This is a genomic window from Desulfosporosinus orientis DSM 765, from assembly GCF_000235605.1.
Classification (GTDB): Bacteria; Bacillota; Desulfitobacteriia; order Desulfitobacteriales; family Desulfitobacteriaceae; genus Desulfosporosinus; species Desulfosporosinus orientis.
The window spans coordinates 2,774,501-2,790,694 of the sequence record NC_016584.1 but is presented as its reverse complement, the minus strand read 5'-3'; the positions used below and the strand labels follow the sequence as shown (position 1 = coordinate 2,790,694).

The 16,194-nt window shown below is 43.2% G+C and carries 15 protein-coding genes; 5 read left to right on the top strand and 10 right to left on the bottom strand.

The features are described from left to right. Window positions 1-16: 16 nt before the first annotated feature. The 7 genes from DESOR_RS13020 to DESOR_RS12995 form a co-directional block, all read right to left on the bottom strand. Complete coding sequence (locus DESOR_RS13020) at window positions 17-1,165, bottom strand: DUF4179 domain-containing protein (protein WP_014185053.1); 1,149 nt, start codon at window positions 1,163-1,165, stop codon at window positions 17-19. Window positions 1,166-1,167: 2 nt separating this feature from the next. Continuing rightward, window positions 1,168-1,743: a sigma-70 family RNA polymerase sigma factor gene (locus tag DESOR_RS13015; RefSeq protein ID WP_014185052.1), complete on the bottom strand. Its 576-nt coding sequence runs from the start codon at window positions 1,741-1,743 to the stop codon at window positions 1,168-1,170. Window positions 1,744-2,080: 337 nt separating this feature from the next. After that, window positions 2,081-3,139 carry a hypothetical protein gene (locus DESOR_RS13010; protein WP_014185051.1) on the bottom strand — a complete coding sequence of 353 codons (1,059 nt, stop codon included), beginning with the start codon at window positions 3,137-3,139 and terminating at the stop codon, window positions 2,081-2,083. Then, window positions 3,136-4,098 carry an anti-sigma factor family protein gene (locus DESOR_RS13005; RefSeq protein ID WP_014185050.1) on the bottom strand — a complete coding sequence of 321 codons (963 nt, stop codon included), beginning with the start codon at window positions 4,096-4,098 and terminating at the stop codon, window positions 3,136-3,138. Before DESOR_RS13005 ends, DESOR_RS13010 begins: the two co-directional genes overlap by 4 nt. A gap of 1 nt (window position 4,099) precedes the next feature. Beyond that, window positions 4,100-4,612: an RNA polymerase sigma factor gene (locus tag DESOR_RS13000; protein ID WP_014185049.1), complete on the bottom strand. Its 513-nt coding sequence runs from the start codon at window positions 4,610-4,612 to the stop codon at window positions 4,100-4,102. Between the two features lie 389 nt (window positions 4,613-5,001). Further along, window positions 5,002-5,166 carry a hypothetical protein gene (locus DESOR_RS28900; RefSeq protein WP_174275426.1) on the bottom strand — a complete coding sequence of 55 codons (165 nt, stop codon included), beginning with the start codon at window positions 5,164-5,166 and terminating at the stop codon, window positions 5,002-5,004. Between the two features lie 250 nt (window positions 5,167-5,416). After that, window positions 5,417-7,087, bottom strand: coding sequence for a formate--tetrahydrofolate ligase (locus DESOR_RS12995; RefSeq protein ID WP_014185048.1), 1,671 nt, complete (start codon window positions 7,085-7,087; stop codon window positions 5,417-5,419). Window positions 7,088-7,420: 333 nt separating this feature from the next. On the opposite strand from DESOR_RS12995, the gene DESOR_RS12990 reads away from it, so the two are divergent. After that, window positions 7,421-8,968, top strand: coding sequence for a PucR family transcriptional regulator (locus DESOR_RS12990; protein WP_014185047.1), 1,548 nt, complete (start codon window positions 7,421-7,423; stop codon window positions 8,966-8,968). A 151-nt stretch (window positions 8,969-9,119) separates the two neighbouring features. Here DESOR_RS12990 and DESOR_RS12985 read toward each other — a convergent pair whose 3' ends face one another. Both DESOR_RS12985 and DESOR_RS12980 read right to left on the bottom strand, forming a co-directional pair. After that, window positions 9,120-10,340 carry an NAD(P)-dependent malic enzyme gene (locus DESOR_RS12985; protein ID WP_014185046.1) on the bottom strand — a complete coding sequence of 407 codons (1,221 nt, stop codon included), beginning with the start codon at window positions 10,338-10,340 and terminating at the stop codon, window positions 9,120-9,122. Between the two features lie 139 nt (window positions 10,341-10,479). Continuing rightward, window positions 10,480-11,367 carry an HpcH/HpaI aldolase/citrate lyase family protein gene (locus DESOR_RS12980; RefSeq protein WP_014185045.1) on the bottom strand — a complete coding sequence of 296 codons (888 nt, stop codon included), beginning with the start codon at window positions 11,365-11,367 and terminating at the stop codon, window positions 10,480-10,482. 322 nt (window positions 11,368-11,689) lie between these two features. On the opposite strand from DESOR_RS12980, the gene DESOR_RS12975 reads away from it, so the two are divergent. The 4 genes from DESOR_RS12975 to DESOR_RS12960 all read left to right on the top strand — a co-directional run bounded on the left by DESOR_RS12975 (window position 11,690) and on the right by DESOR_RS12960 (window position 15,312). Further along, complete coding sequence (locus tag DESOR_RS12975) at window positions 11,690-12,466, top strand: helix-turn-helix domain-containing protein (RefSeq protein ID WP_014185044.1); 777 nt, start codon at window positions 11,690-11,692, stop codon at window positions 12,464-12,466. Window positions 12,467-12,638: 172 nt separating this feature from the next. Further along, window positions 12,639-13,427 carry a hypothetical protein gene (locus tag DESOR_RS12970; protein WP_014185043.1) on the top strand — a complete coding sequence of 263 codons (789 nt, stop codon included), beginning with the start codon at window positions 12,639-12,641 and terminating at the stop codon, window positions 13,425-13,427. 44 nt (window positions 13,428-13,471) lie between these two features. After that, the gene (locus DESOR_RS12965) at window positions 13,472-14,218 is read left to right on the top strand and encodes a class B sortase (protein WP_014185042.1); all 747 of its coding nucleotides are present in this window, start codon (window positions 13,472-13,474) and stop codon (window positions 14,216-14,218) included. A 182-nt stretch (window positions 14,219-14,400) separates the two neighbouring features. Beyond that, window positions 14,401-15,312 (top strand): TIM barrel protein, encoded by a 912-nt coding sequence (locus DESOR_RS12960; RefSeq protein WP_014185041.1) that lies wholly within the window; start codon window positions 14,401-14,403, stop codon window positions 15,310-15,312. Here DESOR_RS12960 and DESOR_RS12955 read toward each other — a convergent pair. Continuing rightward, on the bottom strand, window positions 15,286-16,173 hold the full coding sequence (locus tag DESOR_RS12955) for a LysR family transcriptional regulator (protein WP_014185040.1): 888 nt from the start codon (window positions 16,171-16,173) through the stop codon (window positions 15,286-15,288). The genes DESOR_RS12960 and DESOR_RS12955 overlap by 27 nt on opposite strands. Between the last annotated feature and the right edge of the window lie 21 nt (window positions 16,174-16,194).

The window sequence follows — 16,194 nt, the reverse complement described above, 5'->3', positions numbered from 1 at the left end:
AAGTTTTACTTAATCTTCACTGCAGTGAACTAATATCAATACTAACCTGCTTCATTGTCCACTCTCCGGCAGCCATTCCTTTCGGCAGCCCTTTATATACTAAAGGTGTTTCCTCTCCATTTTCAGCGATTGCCACTCCACCACCCTGGGTATGAACCAGTTTCAAGGTCGGCGTGATAAAAAGGGTCTTCGCCCGGGGATCCAGATGATTGAAGGTCAGAACATACTCCATTTTAAGCATTTCGCCGCTGATTTTCCCCTGCCCTCCGTTCTCATTATAGGCATAAACATTACCTAAATCATCCTTGATTTCCCAAGCCATCTGCACCGAATTGACCAGATCACTGGGGACTTCCTCTGCATAGTAAAGAATTGTATTAATCGGGGTAGCCGAGAGGCGCTGCAAGCTAATGGCCACCTGCTGAGCCACATCCCGGTTTTCGGCAACATCCAGCACTTTATAATCAAGTGCCTTTAAGGATACACTGTAATTCAGCCGGCAGGCAGTAGTCTTCCTTTCTGCATCCCCTGATTCCTCATCCATGTTAGTCAGACCGGAAACACTCCAGCGGAAGGAAATCCTATCCCTGTTTTCCTTCTCACTAAAAAAGGTATAATTGCTCTGCCCTACATACACCCCGGGACTGACCATTTTCAGCCCCTCGCTCCCGGCGATGCCATCAGCGAAATCAACGTCTAAATTACTGTTCAGGAAGGGATTTTCCCCAAAATCCTGAGAGGTCTTGATAGTATAGGTCAGGGCTAGGGTTTTTCCGTCATAGACACCTTGATTCAGGGTCACCTCAATACCGTTATCCGCCTTGACCATATCAATATCCAGAGCACTTTCCTTGTATAAATCATAAACTCCGCTGCGCCCGGCATCTAAAAACCGGAAAATGTCACCTACAACAGGAACTTCCTTGGCATAGGCGGGAAAGGCCATCCCCAGGCCGCCGATACCTGCGGTCAGAATCACAATTGCGGCAGCCGCCGCCAGTGCCGTACTTCTTTTCCTTTTTTTCAAGCCGCCTGATTCTGATTGGGTAATCTTCTCCCTCACCATTTTTTTTACTCTGGCTCTTTCCAGTTCATCGCCTTCCACTTCTTGAAACTCACTCAGATCCACATCCATGTCGTTAAAAAGTTCATATATATCCTTCATTTTTACTTACCTCCATCTCCAAAACTCACGACACCTTTCACCAGTTGTTTTTTACCTCTGTAAATACGGTTATCCACCGCCGATTTAGTCAACCCCAATTTCTTGGAGATTTCTTCTGAAGACATACCCCAGAAGAATTTCATGATCAATATGTTCCGGTCAACGGGAGAAAAAAGGTTCAGCAATTTCTCCAGCTCCCGGATGCTCTCCTTTAAAAGCACATGCTCCTCCGCCGATTCTTCTGGCGGGAAGATGTCCATACTTTCCTTACCGGAGGAGGGAATTTCCAGGCGTTTTTTCTCGCGGCGATAAAAATCAATGGCCCTGTATTTCGCTATAGCACAAAGCCATTTGCGAAAATCCTCCTCGTTCTCGCCCTTGAATTTTTGGGCATTATGCCAAACAGTAAGAAACACATCGCTTATGCATTCCTCTGCCAGCTCCCGTCTTGCTAAGGGAAGCAAGATATGAGTGACTATCCCCTTCACCAAAGGGAAGTATTCATCCATCACAAATTCCAAAGCTTCTTCCCTTCCCTTTTTTAAGCGCTGTATGTAATTGCTCTGATCCGTCTTCATGGTTTCCCCCTTTTCTCTCTTTATTGTAAAAGCTTTTACACTCTATACAACGAAGGAGGATGCAATTTTTCGCAAAAAAATATAAAAATGTCGGGAGGGCAAGGGTTTTTACGTCTTCAATTTAAAAATTCGGCGGTTTTGAGATTGACTAATCTAGATTAATCGATCGCAAAACCGCCGAATTTTAAAGTTAGCTATGGCTTCCATACGAACAAACCGCAATGGAGCGAAGAAAATGTGTCAAGGGTGATGCGAGGGATGCCGAAGGCCTTTAAGCCGAGGATAGGCTCGCCATCTTCCCATTGACGCGGCAGAAGGAAAATCATCAGAAACTACATTATGCCACTATATCATCCAAATCCACTTGATAGTACGCACACTCAAACATCAAAGTCCGGGTGCGTTTATCATATACCATAAAGTTTTGACCCATATTTTCATCGGAACCCTTTTGCCAAAGCTCTATACCATAAATATTTGTTTCCTCCTGAGGAACCCATTCCTTTAAAGCCTCTTTTATCCGTTTAACTCCTTCAGTATCCTGATGAATTAAATTCTCAGGCCTTAAAGAATCAACTAATATTTGAAAATCCTCAGGGGTCAGAAACCTTTTCCTTTCTTCAGCCCCATTTTCCCTATTTATTGTCACGGAATTTATAACTCTAGCCCGGTCATAATTATTAATATCAGCTGATTCCCCAAATGCTTTTTTCAATAAATTCTCAAGCTCTGGATTAGCATAGTAAGCAATTCTTCCTCCGGCAACATGTTCTTCAAACAGTCCCTGGCCATAGCTTAATATTTTTGAGTACCATTTACCATCTATCTCATAACGAATCCACATTGTCAGATAGGAAGAATCCATTCTTTGTTCTTCGCTGCTAACTACCTGCTTTAATTCCATTTCCCGAATACCCTTGCCAAAATCATCCAAAAGAGGCTCTGTGAAGAAAATGGATTTAGCTACACCACTCGCTGACGATGTACCGTCAGCAAACATCAGCGAATCGCCTTCTCTATCTGTTCTGATTGTAATTTCCTTAGGGGCAGTACCTTCTGCTTTTTGCACCCAACTGACAGCATGGACTCTAAAGATGCCGGCGATCACCAAGGGCGCTATGATCAACAAAGAAATGGCTATTAAGTAGCTTTTTTTATAAAGCTTAAAGCTCCTTTTTTCCAGCACAACATTAAATAATAGATAAGCGAAAATGGCTAGTATTGCAGCTCCCATAATATCCACATAAATATCCGGAAGGTGACGGTCGTTAATTGGCGGTAATATTTTCACTAGATTATTTCGAATAAGACTGTGAAAGAGAGAAATGCTCAAGTAATACCCCAAAAAACCTGCTCCCAATAATGTGATAATTTTATCCCGTAAAACTTTAGTCATTTTTTCCTGCCTCCTAATACTTCCTTGATATATTCCAGCTTTTCAGGTGAAATCTGATAAGCTCTGCCATTTCTCACAATCATTTCACCACTATCCATATCCAAGTAAATGGGAATTGTTCCTCCTCCGGAAAAGTCTACCAGCATTTCGTAACCCTCTTTCTCCTGAGGATAGATCTTTCTTTCAACTTCCTTTGCTTCAGAGATTATTGTCACTAACTTTGAATATTTTTCATCTCTTAAAGCATCTTTGTCAATTCTCACCAACCAAGATGTACTATTTTTCTCTGCAGTATAAACGGTCATGGCTTTAATCCCTTCAAGGTTCTCAATTTTATCTAAGGCATGGTTATAGGCGCCGTACAGAATACCTGTCCAAACCAAGAAAATAATTAACCAGGTTAGAAGGAACTTAATAATATTCTTGCGGCGGAAAACCCTTTTATCACTCAAGAAATAACCAATAACTACAGCAATAAATGATGCAACAATAGCCGGGGTTATGGTAACTGCCAAAAATTCAAGAATGGGGTGGTAGGGGAAAAAGCCCATTTCTCCTTGATAAAAATAATTCATCCTTCCAAGTGGTAAGCTATTTCCCGAGAAAAAAATACCGAGAGCAAATTCCGCTAATTTATAAGGCAAAGCCATAATTGCTTTGGTTAAGAAAAAATCATCCTTGGTATAAAATCTGGAGAATATACCCAGAACAAATCCTAACAGGCCATATAGGGTAATTCGTCTCTTTCCTTTTATCCTGGCTTTGATTCTGCTAACCAAGACTTCGTCTTCCACCTCCAAAGGCTTTATTGCTAAACTTAGCTTATTATCAAGGTACTTATCCAATTCTCCCTGGCATTCTACGCAGCTCTCTAAATGGATTTCTATGGTTTCCATCTCCTTTTGAGGGAGCTTTTCTTCTAAATAGTCCTTTATTTTTTCTATATATAAACAGGCCATTTTAGAGTTCCTCCATTTCTTCATAAATTTTCTGAAACTCTCTTCTCGCTCTAAAAATACCGACTTTAACAGAGTTTAACTCCATCTCTGCAATATCGCTTATTTCTTTATAGGATAGATTCTGAATGTCCCGAAGGATTAAAAGCATCCGATATTTTTGACTGAGCTTATTTAAGGTGTTTTCAATAAGCTCTTTGGTTGCCATATTAATTGCATGTTCTTCCGGACTCATACCCCTATCTTCTAATTCCTTAACAAAAAATTCTATATTATCAATTGTCACTTTCCTCTTTTGCGCTTGGGCGTAGTCAAGATATGCATTCCTGGCTATTTTGTAAATCCAAGTCTTAAAACTAGACCTGTTCTCAAATTTCGCAATATTTAGGTATACCTTCAAGAAAACATCCTGGCATATTTCCTCAGCTGCCGGCCTATCTCCGGCAAGATAAAATATATAAGCGAATATGGGGTTTTTGTATTTCTTATATAAAGCAGAAAATTCAGCATCCAACATGAATCTTTCCTTTCACAGCTTACCGGTAAACCTCTTTCGCAATTATAGACTGTTTATCGCTTAAAAAGTTACACAAAAAAGTACTATCTCCTAAAATCATCAAGGGATAGTACCCATCTCGCTATCCACTTCCGTCTTGTTAATCATTGTAAGGCATTTTCGTTATAATTCGCCTAATTTTTATCAATTCCTGTTCCATAGAAGAATAATGAGGGGTTATAAGAGGTAGGATTGGTTTCCAAAACATTACCTCACAGTCCTCAGTTTAAAAAACCGGCGGTTTTGAGAGCGGCTAATCTAGCTTAGCCAAACTCAAAACCGCCGGTTTTTAAATCACCTTATAACACAGCTCACTATTTCCCAGAGCCCTTGCAAAGCTCCTCCTCTAACTAGAGTGTAAACATCTTTACGCTGCCCTGAAAGTCCGTGGCAATTTGAGCCAGGGAATTAGCAGACCTGCGGATTTCCTCCATAGACGCACTCTGTTCCTCTGTCCCGGCCACCACACTTTCAAGAATGCCTGCTATTTCCTTAGGAATGTTTGCAACTTCCATAATTGAAGAAACGATTGCATCTGGTAAGTGATCCTGCCATAACCAGCTGGATATCTTGCGTGATCATATTCATATGTTCCGTAATTAATTGTGCTGATTTAGATACTACTTCACAAAGAAACTCCCATTGGTCTTAGTAATTTCTACTTTAAATATTCTTCTTAAGACAATAAAAGTGGCTCCACCTAAAAGATGGAGCCACCGCAAATTCGCCTTTCGGCGAGGAAGTATTCAGTTCTTGAGGACGTTTTTAGAACAATCCCGTAATGACGCCGTCGGCATCAATGTCCATTCTTGTCGCTGCCGGACGTTTTGGCAAGCCGGGCATAGTCATGATTGCCCCTGTGACTGCAACGAGGAAGCCGGCGCCGGCAGAAAGCCGAAGTTCCCGTACTGTAATCGTGAAATCCGTGGGCCGTCCTAAGCGAGTGGCGTCGTCGGTAAGAGAGTACTGGGTCTTGGCCATGCAGATGGGCAAATTGCCATACCCTATCTCTTCGTATTTCTTAATGGAAGCTTGTGCGGCTTTATCGAAGATTACTCCATCTGCGCCATAGATATCTTTAGCTATTTTTTCGATTTTTTCTTGAATGGATAACTCTAATTCATAGAGAACTTTGAAGTTGGATTCTTTGTTTTCCAGAACAGAAAGCACTGTTTCTGCAAGCTCTATGCCGCCTTCTCCGCCTTTCATAAACACTTCGGAAAGGGCAACTTCTGCGCCTAACCCCTGACATCTCTCCCGCACTAAATTCAGTTCAGCTTCTGTATCTGATGGGAACCGGTTGATGGCGACAACTGCCGGAACCCCGAATTTGGCCATATTTTCAATATGCTTTTCAAGATTGACTACACCCCGGCCTAATGCTTCCAGGTTCTCTCCATCTAACTGGTCTTTAGGCACTCCACCGTTCATTTTTAAAGCACGAACTGTAGCCACAATCACGACAGCTTCCGGCTTTAAGCCACCAAAGCGGCATTTCAGGTCAAAGAATTTTTCTGCTCCCAGGTCAGCACCAAAGCCTGCCTCAGTGACGAGATAATCCGCCAGTTTCAGCCCCAGTTTTGTAGCCATAATACTGTTACAGCCATGAGCAATATTGGCAAAGGGTCCGCCATGGATAAATACAGGGGTATTTTCCAGAGTTTGAACAAGATTCGGTTTAATGGCGTCTTTCATGAGCAGAGCCATTGCCCCATCAGCTTCTAAATCGTGGGCAGTTACAGGTTTTCCTTCGTAAGTATAGGCCACAACAATTTTACCAAAGCGTTCTTTGAGATCCATTAAATCACTTGCCAAGCAAAGGATAGCCATGACTTCCGAGGCTACAGTAATATCATAACCGCTTTCCCGGGGTACTCCTTCCATTTTGCCGCCTAAACCCATGACGATTTTGCGGAGCGCACGGTCGTTCATGTCCACGACACGGCGGAATACCACTTGACGAGGGTCGATATTCAGGGGGTTTCCTTGTTGAATACTATTGTCTAACATCGCTGCCAAAAGACTATGGGCAGAGGTGATAGCATGAAAATCTCCGGTGAAATGGAGATTAATATCTTCCATAGGGACAACTTGAGCATACCCGCCTCCGGCAGCCCCGCCTTTAACTCCAAAACAAGGACCCAGGGAAGGTTCACGGACAGCAATCATCGCCTTCTTGCCCATTTTTGAGAGAGCCTGGCCTAAGCCCACGGTTGTTGTTGTTTTGCCTTCTCCGGCAGGGGTTGGATTAATAGCCGTGACTAAGATGAGCTTGCCGTTGGGCTTATCTTTTAAGCGGTTCCAGACACTCAGATTAACCTTGGCTTTATATTTGCCATAAAGTTCAACTTCATCCTCATGGAGATCAAGGTTATTGGCAATATCCTGGATGGGTTTCATAACAGCTGCTTGTGCAATTTCAATATCACTTTTCAAATCATTGTTACCTCACTTTACTATTAAATAACTCAAAAAACCAGGGAGATTTCACTTCTCACTCTTGCTATACTTCCATTAATCACTACAGTGATTAAGTGCTTAAGAAAGATTATCTTTCATCTTTCATTTTCAATTATAAAACAATTAAGTCAATTTATCATTGTGTATAAATTTAGATTATTTAAGCAATCTTTCGACGTTTTTGCACAATTCTTTTAAATTGTGTTGTAGAAAAAACAGACAAACTAGAATTAATCATGTAAGATTATAGACAACTTTAACTATTCCGCCTATGAATAAGATCATCAACCTTATTTGGAGGTATTTATATTGAACTTGAATATGCATATGCTCTTAGACGAATTCAGTGATCTGAATCCCGTATCTTTTCTTAACGATTCCATTGATCTTACCCTTAGTTCTATTGCCTGGATCAGCCCACAAGCTGTTTTTTCACCGGACACCCTATATTTAGGAAGTGCAGCTGACTTGATGGTTTATGATGGTAATTTAAAGGATGCAAATTTAATATCCCTTGGGGCATTGGATTCTGATTTTGCACTTCGGAATCAATGCAATATTATTAGTTTTACTGAGGCTTTAAGTATTGATCAAATCGCCAGCCTGATTTTTAAAATCCAAAAGAAATATGACGAGTGGAATAATCGCATGCTCTCCGCTATCGTCTCCAAACAACCCATGCAAAAATTTTTTGATATTGGTTTAGATGTAATTCATAACCCCATGATCCTGGTTGGACCATTAAATACACTGATTCTGGCAGTTGGTGAAATACCCGGTAATTGCAGTGATTCCATTTGGAGAGAACTTCTGGACCAAGGCTATGTTTCCTATGAACACCCTTTATACAATGAATTCTTAAAAGCAGCCTATAAATATCCCAACGAGGATCATCCTTTTACCGTAAAAATCCCTAAGCATAATTTTACCTACCTTATTTCCAATCTCTTTCAGGATGGAAAACGCAGCGGTGCCTTAATGCTTAATGAACTTAAGCATCCCTTTACAACCGGCCAGCTGACCCTTGTTAAGTATTTTGGCAGCATCCTTGAACAAGCCATTAAAAGCACTCCGGATTTTCAGATTCTTTCATCTAATGCTAACTCATTTGTTTATCAATTGCTGAAACATGTTTACCTGAAGGAAAATATTATTACCAATTGTCTGAAGTCGATAGGGTGGAAAGTATACGATGAATATTACTGTTTATATTTCATCCGTGATCACCGCAAACATGTCAAAGACGTCCTCATGGATGTTCTTTCCCATGAATTAAGTTGGGTCTTCCCTACTGCCATGATCTTGGATTATAAAAACGGCATTATTGTTATTTTGCGTAATTCTGATTTTCCCTTCGACCAGAACAATTTAAGAGCTAAACTATTATTATTAATTGAAAGGTTTTCCTTAACTATCGGTATCAGCTCGATTTTCTATGACTTTAAGAACTTAAAACGCCATTATGACGAATGCAATTTAGCCCTAAAATACGGCCAAGATGGTGATCAGGATACATCCGTTCATTTCTTTCAGGATTATGTGATAAGACATCTCACACGTTTTATATTTGTAGAAAATGGCAGGAACCAGTTCATTCATACAAAAATTGAATTACTTCACAAGTATGATCAGCGAAATAAAACTGACCTTGTTAAGACTTTACTCACCTATTTTCAATTTGGTCAAAGTAAATCCTTGGCTGCAGAACAAATGCATCTGCACAGAAATACACTGACCTATCGATTAGGGATTATTAACAAGTTGATTGGGATTGACTGCACTCATCGAATTATGGATGAAAATGAAATTCTTCATATCATGCTGTCCAGTAAATTTATCGAATATCAATCTGTGTAAATGCCGCTCAAGGGAGACCTCTGCCATGATGTCATAAGACAAAACAGCCCGCACATTTAAAATTTATGTGCGAGCTGTTCTCATCAAACTCAGTTTTTCCTTTATACACAATGGCGTCTGATACGTAAGGCCTGATTCAAATTAATCCGATTCAAGTTAAATGGTAGACATTTTGAGCTACCCAGTCCGGATCTACTTCTTTCCTGGCCACGCCGCTGTCCATGGCGGCTTTGGCAACAGCGGAGGCTACAGCAGGAGCAACCTGGGGGTTGAAGGCCTGGGGAATGACATACTCGGCATTCAGTTCCGCCGGACTGACTATTGCGGCAATAGCTTGGGCCGCCGCAATTTTCATTGGGCCATTAATCTCTGAAGCCTGGCAATCCAGGGTACCCCGGAAAATTCCGGGAAAAGCCAGGATATTGTTAATTTGGTTAGGATAATCTGAGCGGCCTGTTCCTACCACCGCCGCTCCGGCCTGCTTGGCTTCTTCCGGCATGATTTCCGGAACCGGATTGGCTTGAGCAAAGACAATGGCGTCTTTGGCCATTGATTTGATCATCTCCGGAGTCACCGTATTTCCCACGGATATGCCTATGAACACATCGGCATCCTGCAGGGCATCTGCCAGACTTCCCTTGACCATAAAGCGGTTTGTCTTTTGAGCAATTTCCTCTTTATATTTATTCATTCCCTCTTTGCGGCCCTCATAGATAGTTCCCTTAGTATCGCACATAATCACGTTCTGGAGACCGCAATCCATTAATAATTTAACGATGGCCATCCCGGCCGCGCCTGCTCCGCTGGTCACGATTTTGACTTTAGCCAGATCTTTTTTGACCACTTTCAGGGCATTAATTATTCCGGCTAAAGTAACCACAGCGGTGCCATGCTGATCATCGTGAAAAATAGGACCGTCATATATTTCCTTGAGCTTCTCTTCAATTTCAAAGCATTCCGGTGCTTTAATATCTTCCAGATTTACTCCTCCAAAAGTGGGCTCCAATAGTTTAGTTAGGGCTACGATTTCATCCGGGTTTTTGGTGTTCAGGCAAATCGGAAAGGCATCCACTCCGGCAAAGGTTTTAAAAAGGAGGGCTTTCCCTTCCATGACAGGCATTGCCGCCCGGGCGCCGATGTCCCCCAGTCCCAGAACGGCAGTGCCATTAGAAACTACGGCGATACAATTGGCCCGGTTGGTATACACATTGACCAGGCCGGGATCTTTGGCAATTTCCAGGCAAGGTTCCGCAACTCCCGGGGAATAGGCTAAGCTGAGGTCAGCGTAACTGCGGCAGGCTACCTTGCCTACAACTTCTATTTTTCCCCGATTTTCTGCGTGCAATTTGAGTGCATCCGTATTTAAAGACATGTGTAACACCTCTAATTATTCTAATTAATTTAGTTAAACTTTATCTTTTCAATCTCTTAATTTAAAACCTCTCCTGAAAAAATACATGATCTATCTCAACTTACATAAAAGATTATTTTGATTTAAATCTCGCCAAACTCTATTTTTTGCCCAGCTTGGCCTCGATTTCGGATTGGGCTGCGAGAATATCCAAAGCATTGTAATACACCGGAGTATCTACCAGTCTGTCTTTGAAAACAATGGCCGCCTTCCCCTGGGCAATAGCTTCTTCTTCAAAAGCTTTGGACACGTCCCGCGCCCATTGAACATCCGCAGGATCGGGAGCGTAAAGACGGTTTGAGGCTTCGACTAAATTGGGATGGACGATCATCCGGCCTTTATACCCCATTTGGCGTCCTTCCGCCACGTTGCGCTCATACCCGGGAATATCCCGATAAGCGAGAAACGGTGCATCAATGGCCAGGATCCGGGCAGCACGGGCCGCAACCGCCAGATAGCCCCTGGCAAACTGCTGCTCCACCGCCTCCGACGTCAATTTCACCTGCATATCCCGGGTGTAATCAACAGCACCAAAAATCGCGGCTACAACACGAGGGCTGGCTGCACAAGACTCATAGGCTTTAACAATCCCTACTGCTGTTTCAATCAGCAGGCAGATCTTTACACTGCCTACATCCAGCCCACGCTCCCGTTCCAGCTCTTCCAGCCTCCAGTCTAAACGCTGAACATCTGGAGCGCCGCTGACCTTAGTCAGATTGATTCCGCACAGGCCTGGATAGACTACCGCTTCCAAATCGGAATTGGTCAGATTGGTTTCCCAGGCATTGACTCTGACCCAGGCTTCTAAGCCGGCGGATCCGGCATATTGAATATTTTCCCGAACCATTTGCCGCGCTTTTTCTTTCTCAGCAGGAGGGACCAAATCCTCAAGATCCAGGACGATCACATCGGCCTGAAAAGTTAAAGCTTCATCCAGAGCTTTCTTGTCGTTGCCCGGAACATAGAGCATCGATCTCATGACAGTCATTATCTTATCCCCCTAATATTTAAAAGTTTACAAGCGCTTGCGTTATCTTCATCCTATCTGTCTCCTTTCCTTTAGTAAAATACTTGTTTGGAATAAGGTGCATTCAGGAAAGGAATAATTGGACAGCAAAAAACATCCCCGCCCTGATTCGGCTCTGTAATGAGCCTTCATCATCTGGCAGAGGGTGTTTATTCGTTAAAGGAATGCTGTATGCCTAATAGTATCTATACTCCATGACAAAACCCTATTTGCCCAAACGCGGATAATGTATAATACAAGTATTACAGCCAAATAAAGAAGCAAAAAAAACGAGGTGAATTATGTGGAAAATGAGTCCAATAACCAACACACTCGTATCATTAATTCATTTCACTCGGTTTTTGGAAGCGAAAAACTCCTTGCCCAAGTAATTGATTTTTTTCCTTACTCAATCCAGGTTTACTCCCCTGACGGCACATCGGTGCTGGTCAATCAGGCACTCCTCAAAGAATATCATATCCCCAGCCCGGATATGATCGTCGGTAAATACAATATTTTCAAAGACCCTGCCATTGCCGGAACAAACCTTATCCATTCGGTAAAGCGCGCTTTTCAAGGAGAAACGATTTTTTTGACGGACATAAAGGTACCCTTTGAGGATATCACCCAGCGGTACGGCATTAATGATTTAGATATAGAAGCCCTTTATCAGGATATCACGATTTTTCCTATTCTGAATAGCGAAAACCAGATCTCCTATATCGTGGCACTTCTTATTAACAGACGAGTCTACCAGGGAAAAAATGAAATTATCCGGGCCAAAGAGTACATAGAAAGTCATTGGCTTGATACCTTTGTTGCCGGTGAAGTCGCCAAAGCTGCAGGCCTCAGCAAAACTCACTTCACAAGGCTATTTAAAAAACATACCGGCATGACCCCACACGATTATTACACAAATTATAAAATCAACAAGCTAAAAGAAAAATTATCCGATTTCAATCTTTCTGTAGCTCAAGCCTTTGCAATCTGCGGCCTGGATTACAATGGCCATTTTGCCAGGGTCTTTAAAGAAAAAGTAGGCCTTTCACCAGCTCAATACCGGAATACCGTCAATTCTTAATAACCGTCTCTTCTGCAGAAACAGGTCTTTGGAGCTTAAACAAAGACCTGTTTTTTAGATGGTATTTTTCTTACTAAGAAAAGTTTTATATCACCTATCCCAATGAACAGCTTTTTAATAATGTTGATGTAAGCGTACGTGAAAAAACTAATCATCGAGGAGGATTAACTTCATGAAAAAAAGAACCTGGAAAACCCTTATATCTTTGGCCGCTTCATTGATCATAAGCGCCGTCCTTTCTGTCCCTGCTTTGGCCGCACTTCCTGCCGGAGTCCCCGAAACAATTGTGCCGCCCGTGGCAGAAAAAATTGAGCTGAAGAAGGCGGACAACGGCAAACCCTATTTTCTTCTGGAGGTAAAAGTCCCCCAAAGCATTCTGGAACTTGACCAAACCCGTCCCACCGATGGCGCTGTATTTCTCGACTACTATCTAAGTGTGGATAAAGGAGAATTTAAAAAATGGGATGGAGGATATCTGGACCTCATTACAGAAGATGAAATGGCAGCCGTACCCGAAAAACCCGGCAATTACCTGGTCGCCCTTTATCCTGTAGAAGTCGAAAACATGGCGCCTTTGGACATTTCGGCCCATACTTATGATGTGAAACTGCAATTCTATTACCAGTACTATTATGGGGAAGGCCCCGGTGAATGGGACTATATCTATTCCCCCTTCTCCAATCAGATAACAATTGGAGCTGTTGCCGTTGAAAAGCCAGCAGAGCAGCCGGCAGCTAATCAACCAGTTCAACCGGTACTAACAGAACAAAAGCCTCAAAGTCAGACTCCTTCAGCATCCGGCTCCTCCTCAGCCCCGGCAACAAAGCAGGCGGAGCCCAAGCTGGACGATGTCCCTAAAACCGGCGATAACAGCCCCGCCAATCCGGTACTTCCCGCAGCTTTCCTTTGCCTGGGAGGGGCGGCAGGCATCTTTGTTAAACGGGCCTTCAGCAAAGCATAGAGGCGACAACATCAAACAACAGAAAGTAAAAAGGCGGTGACCATATGAAGGTATCATTCCGGATTATTGCCGCTCTTTCCTCTCTGCTCTTTCTTTTAAGCGCAGGAATTTATTTAAACTATTATATTGACCTGCAGTTACTGCACAAAGAAATGAAGGCGCTGCGGGAAAGTAAACAAGCCATTGCAGCGTCGCCAGGCGAAGGATCAAAACTCGCCCCCCTTTACGAACAAAACAACGACATTGTCGGCTGGCTCTCCATTGAGGGCACATCCATTGATTATCCCGTAATGCAGACACCTGAGAACGAGGTATATTATCTGGATAAAGACTTTACTAAAAAAGATAACCGAAACGGCCTACCGATTTTGGACACAGCCTGTGACTTTATCCGTCCCAGCGATAATCTGATTATTCACGGGCACAACATGAAAAACGGTATGATGTTTGCCGAGCTCTTAGCTTATGAAGATGAAGGGTTTTGCCGGGAGCATCCCTTCATCCACTTTGATACCCTCTATCGTCCCAACTGCTACCGGGTTGTGGCAGTTTTTTATTCTCAAGTATACTACAGCACCGATCAGGTATTTAAATACTATCAGTTCACAGAGGCTGGAAGTAGAGAGAACTTTAATCAATTTATAAATAATATCCGCTCCCTCTCCCTGTACGATACCGGAGTTATTCCCGCATATGGCGACAAGCTTCTTACTCTATCCACCTGCAGCTATCATACGGAAAACGGACGCTTTGTCGTAGTAGCTAGAAGAGAAGCGGACTCTGCCACCTAATGGACATATCATCCGAATTAGCTGTTTCAATCAACAGGCAGATCTTTACACTGTAGAAGATGTTTATTCGTTAAAGGAATGCAGTGTATGCCTAATAAGTATTTCACAGCAGGGACAGCAGCGTTTACTATGAACTTTAAGAATAACCAATAGGCAAATATATTCCGGGGAGGATATGTCGTATGAATGAAGCAATCCGCCAATATATGAAAGTAGGTCTGGTCCATTTTATGGCGTATCCCGCCACGATCAACGGTGATGGCCCCATCCTCAAAACTTTAAGAGAGATTGCCCTGGACGATTACTTTGAAGTAGTTGAGATTACCCCGCTCAGGGACCGGGAAATCAGAAAACAAGTAAAAAAGATAGTGGACACTGCCCATCTGGAACTCTCTTACGCCGGGATGCCCGGGCAAAAGAAAACAAGCCGGAATATTAACGACCTCAACGAGAATTTACGGCTTCAGGCCTTGGCTGACCTAAAAAAAGAAATTGATGAAGCCTATGAAATGGGAGCCCAAACCTACGCTTTTATGAGCGGCAGGTATAGGGAAGACAGAAAAGAAGAAGCTTTGCTGGCTCTCATTCAATCCACCAAGGAATTATGCGCCTATGCCCGGGCCAAGGGGAAAATGCAAATTGCCCTGGAAGTCTTCGACTATGACATAGAAAATTACTCCCTAATCGGGCCCGTTGAGCTGGCCAAGCGCTATGCCCAAGCTGTACGTGAGGAATATGATCATTTCGGCTTATTGGTGGATTTAAGCCACCTGCCTCAGCTGCGGGAAACTCCGGCAGAATCCCTAATTCCCGTTAAGGATTATATCATTCAAGCCCACATGGGCAATGCTGTTATCAAGGATAAATCAAGTCCCGCCTACGGAGACGCCCACCCCAGATTCGGCTTTCCCGGCAGTGAACATGATGTTGAAGAATTAACCGCTTATCTCCGCGTCCTCCTTTCCATCGGCTTTTTAAACAAAGAAAACCGGCCCATCGTCAGCCTTGAGGTTAAACCTGCCGCCGACGAGGATCCCGGTTTGGTCATAGCCAATGCCAAAAGGGTTTTAAATCTGGCCTGGGACAGAGTCTGAAACAAACGCCAAAAACCGGCGCGCAGCATGAGAGAGATACCGGTTTCTTTTCCAAGTCAATGCTAATTCCAGGAATAATTGAGAATCGGAAAACGGGCGGACGGCAATGATTTCGGGATCAAAGTCTTTACAGATTTTACTGGGCAGGAGGGCTAAACCCAGTTTGGCTGTCACCATTTGGGTCATTAACTCGCGCTGGGTAGTCTCAAAGGCAATTTCCGGAATAAAGCCGGCCCTTTTGCACCCGTTAATAATCTGGTCATGAAGCTTGTAATAGCTGTTATAGATAATCAGCTGCTCCCCTTTCAGGTCTGCATAATCCACGTGCCCGCGTTTCGCTAAAGGATGGGTGGGATGCATCATGATTCTGTGGGGATCTTGTTCAAACCAGATCCATTCAAAAAGATCACTGTCTTCGGGGGTAAAGATCCCAAAGTCCAACAAACCCTCCTGAAGAGACGCTTCAATCTGTTTGGGACCATACTCATAAAGCTGTATATGGATTTTCGGAAAATGACTCTTAAAAGCGCCCAGCATATGGGAAAATGCAGTCACCGCCGTAAGCGGAGGCAATCCGATATGGACTTTGCCTGTCTGCAGTTTTTCAAGCCCGTCCAGTTGGGCATGAATATTTCTGAAAGAGGCCACAATCTGCTGTGCCTGTTCAAGAATGGCTTCACCGGCATCGGTTAGCTCAACATATTTCGTGCTGCGGTAAAATAAGGTCTTGCCCAGCTCCGCCTCCAAATCCTTGATCGCTTTGCTGATAGTCGGCTGAGAGATATGAGTAACTTCAGCCGCCTTACTGAAACTTTTGTGACGCGCAACTTCCATTAAATACTCTAAATGCCTTATCTCCACAGGTCCACTGCCTTTCTCTTA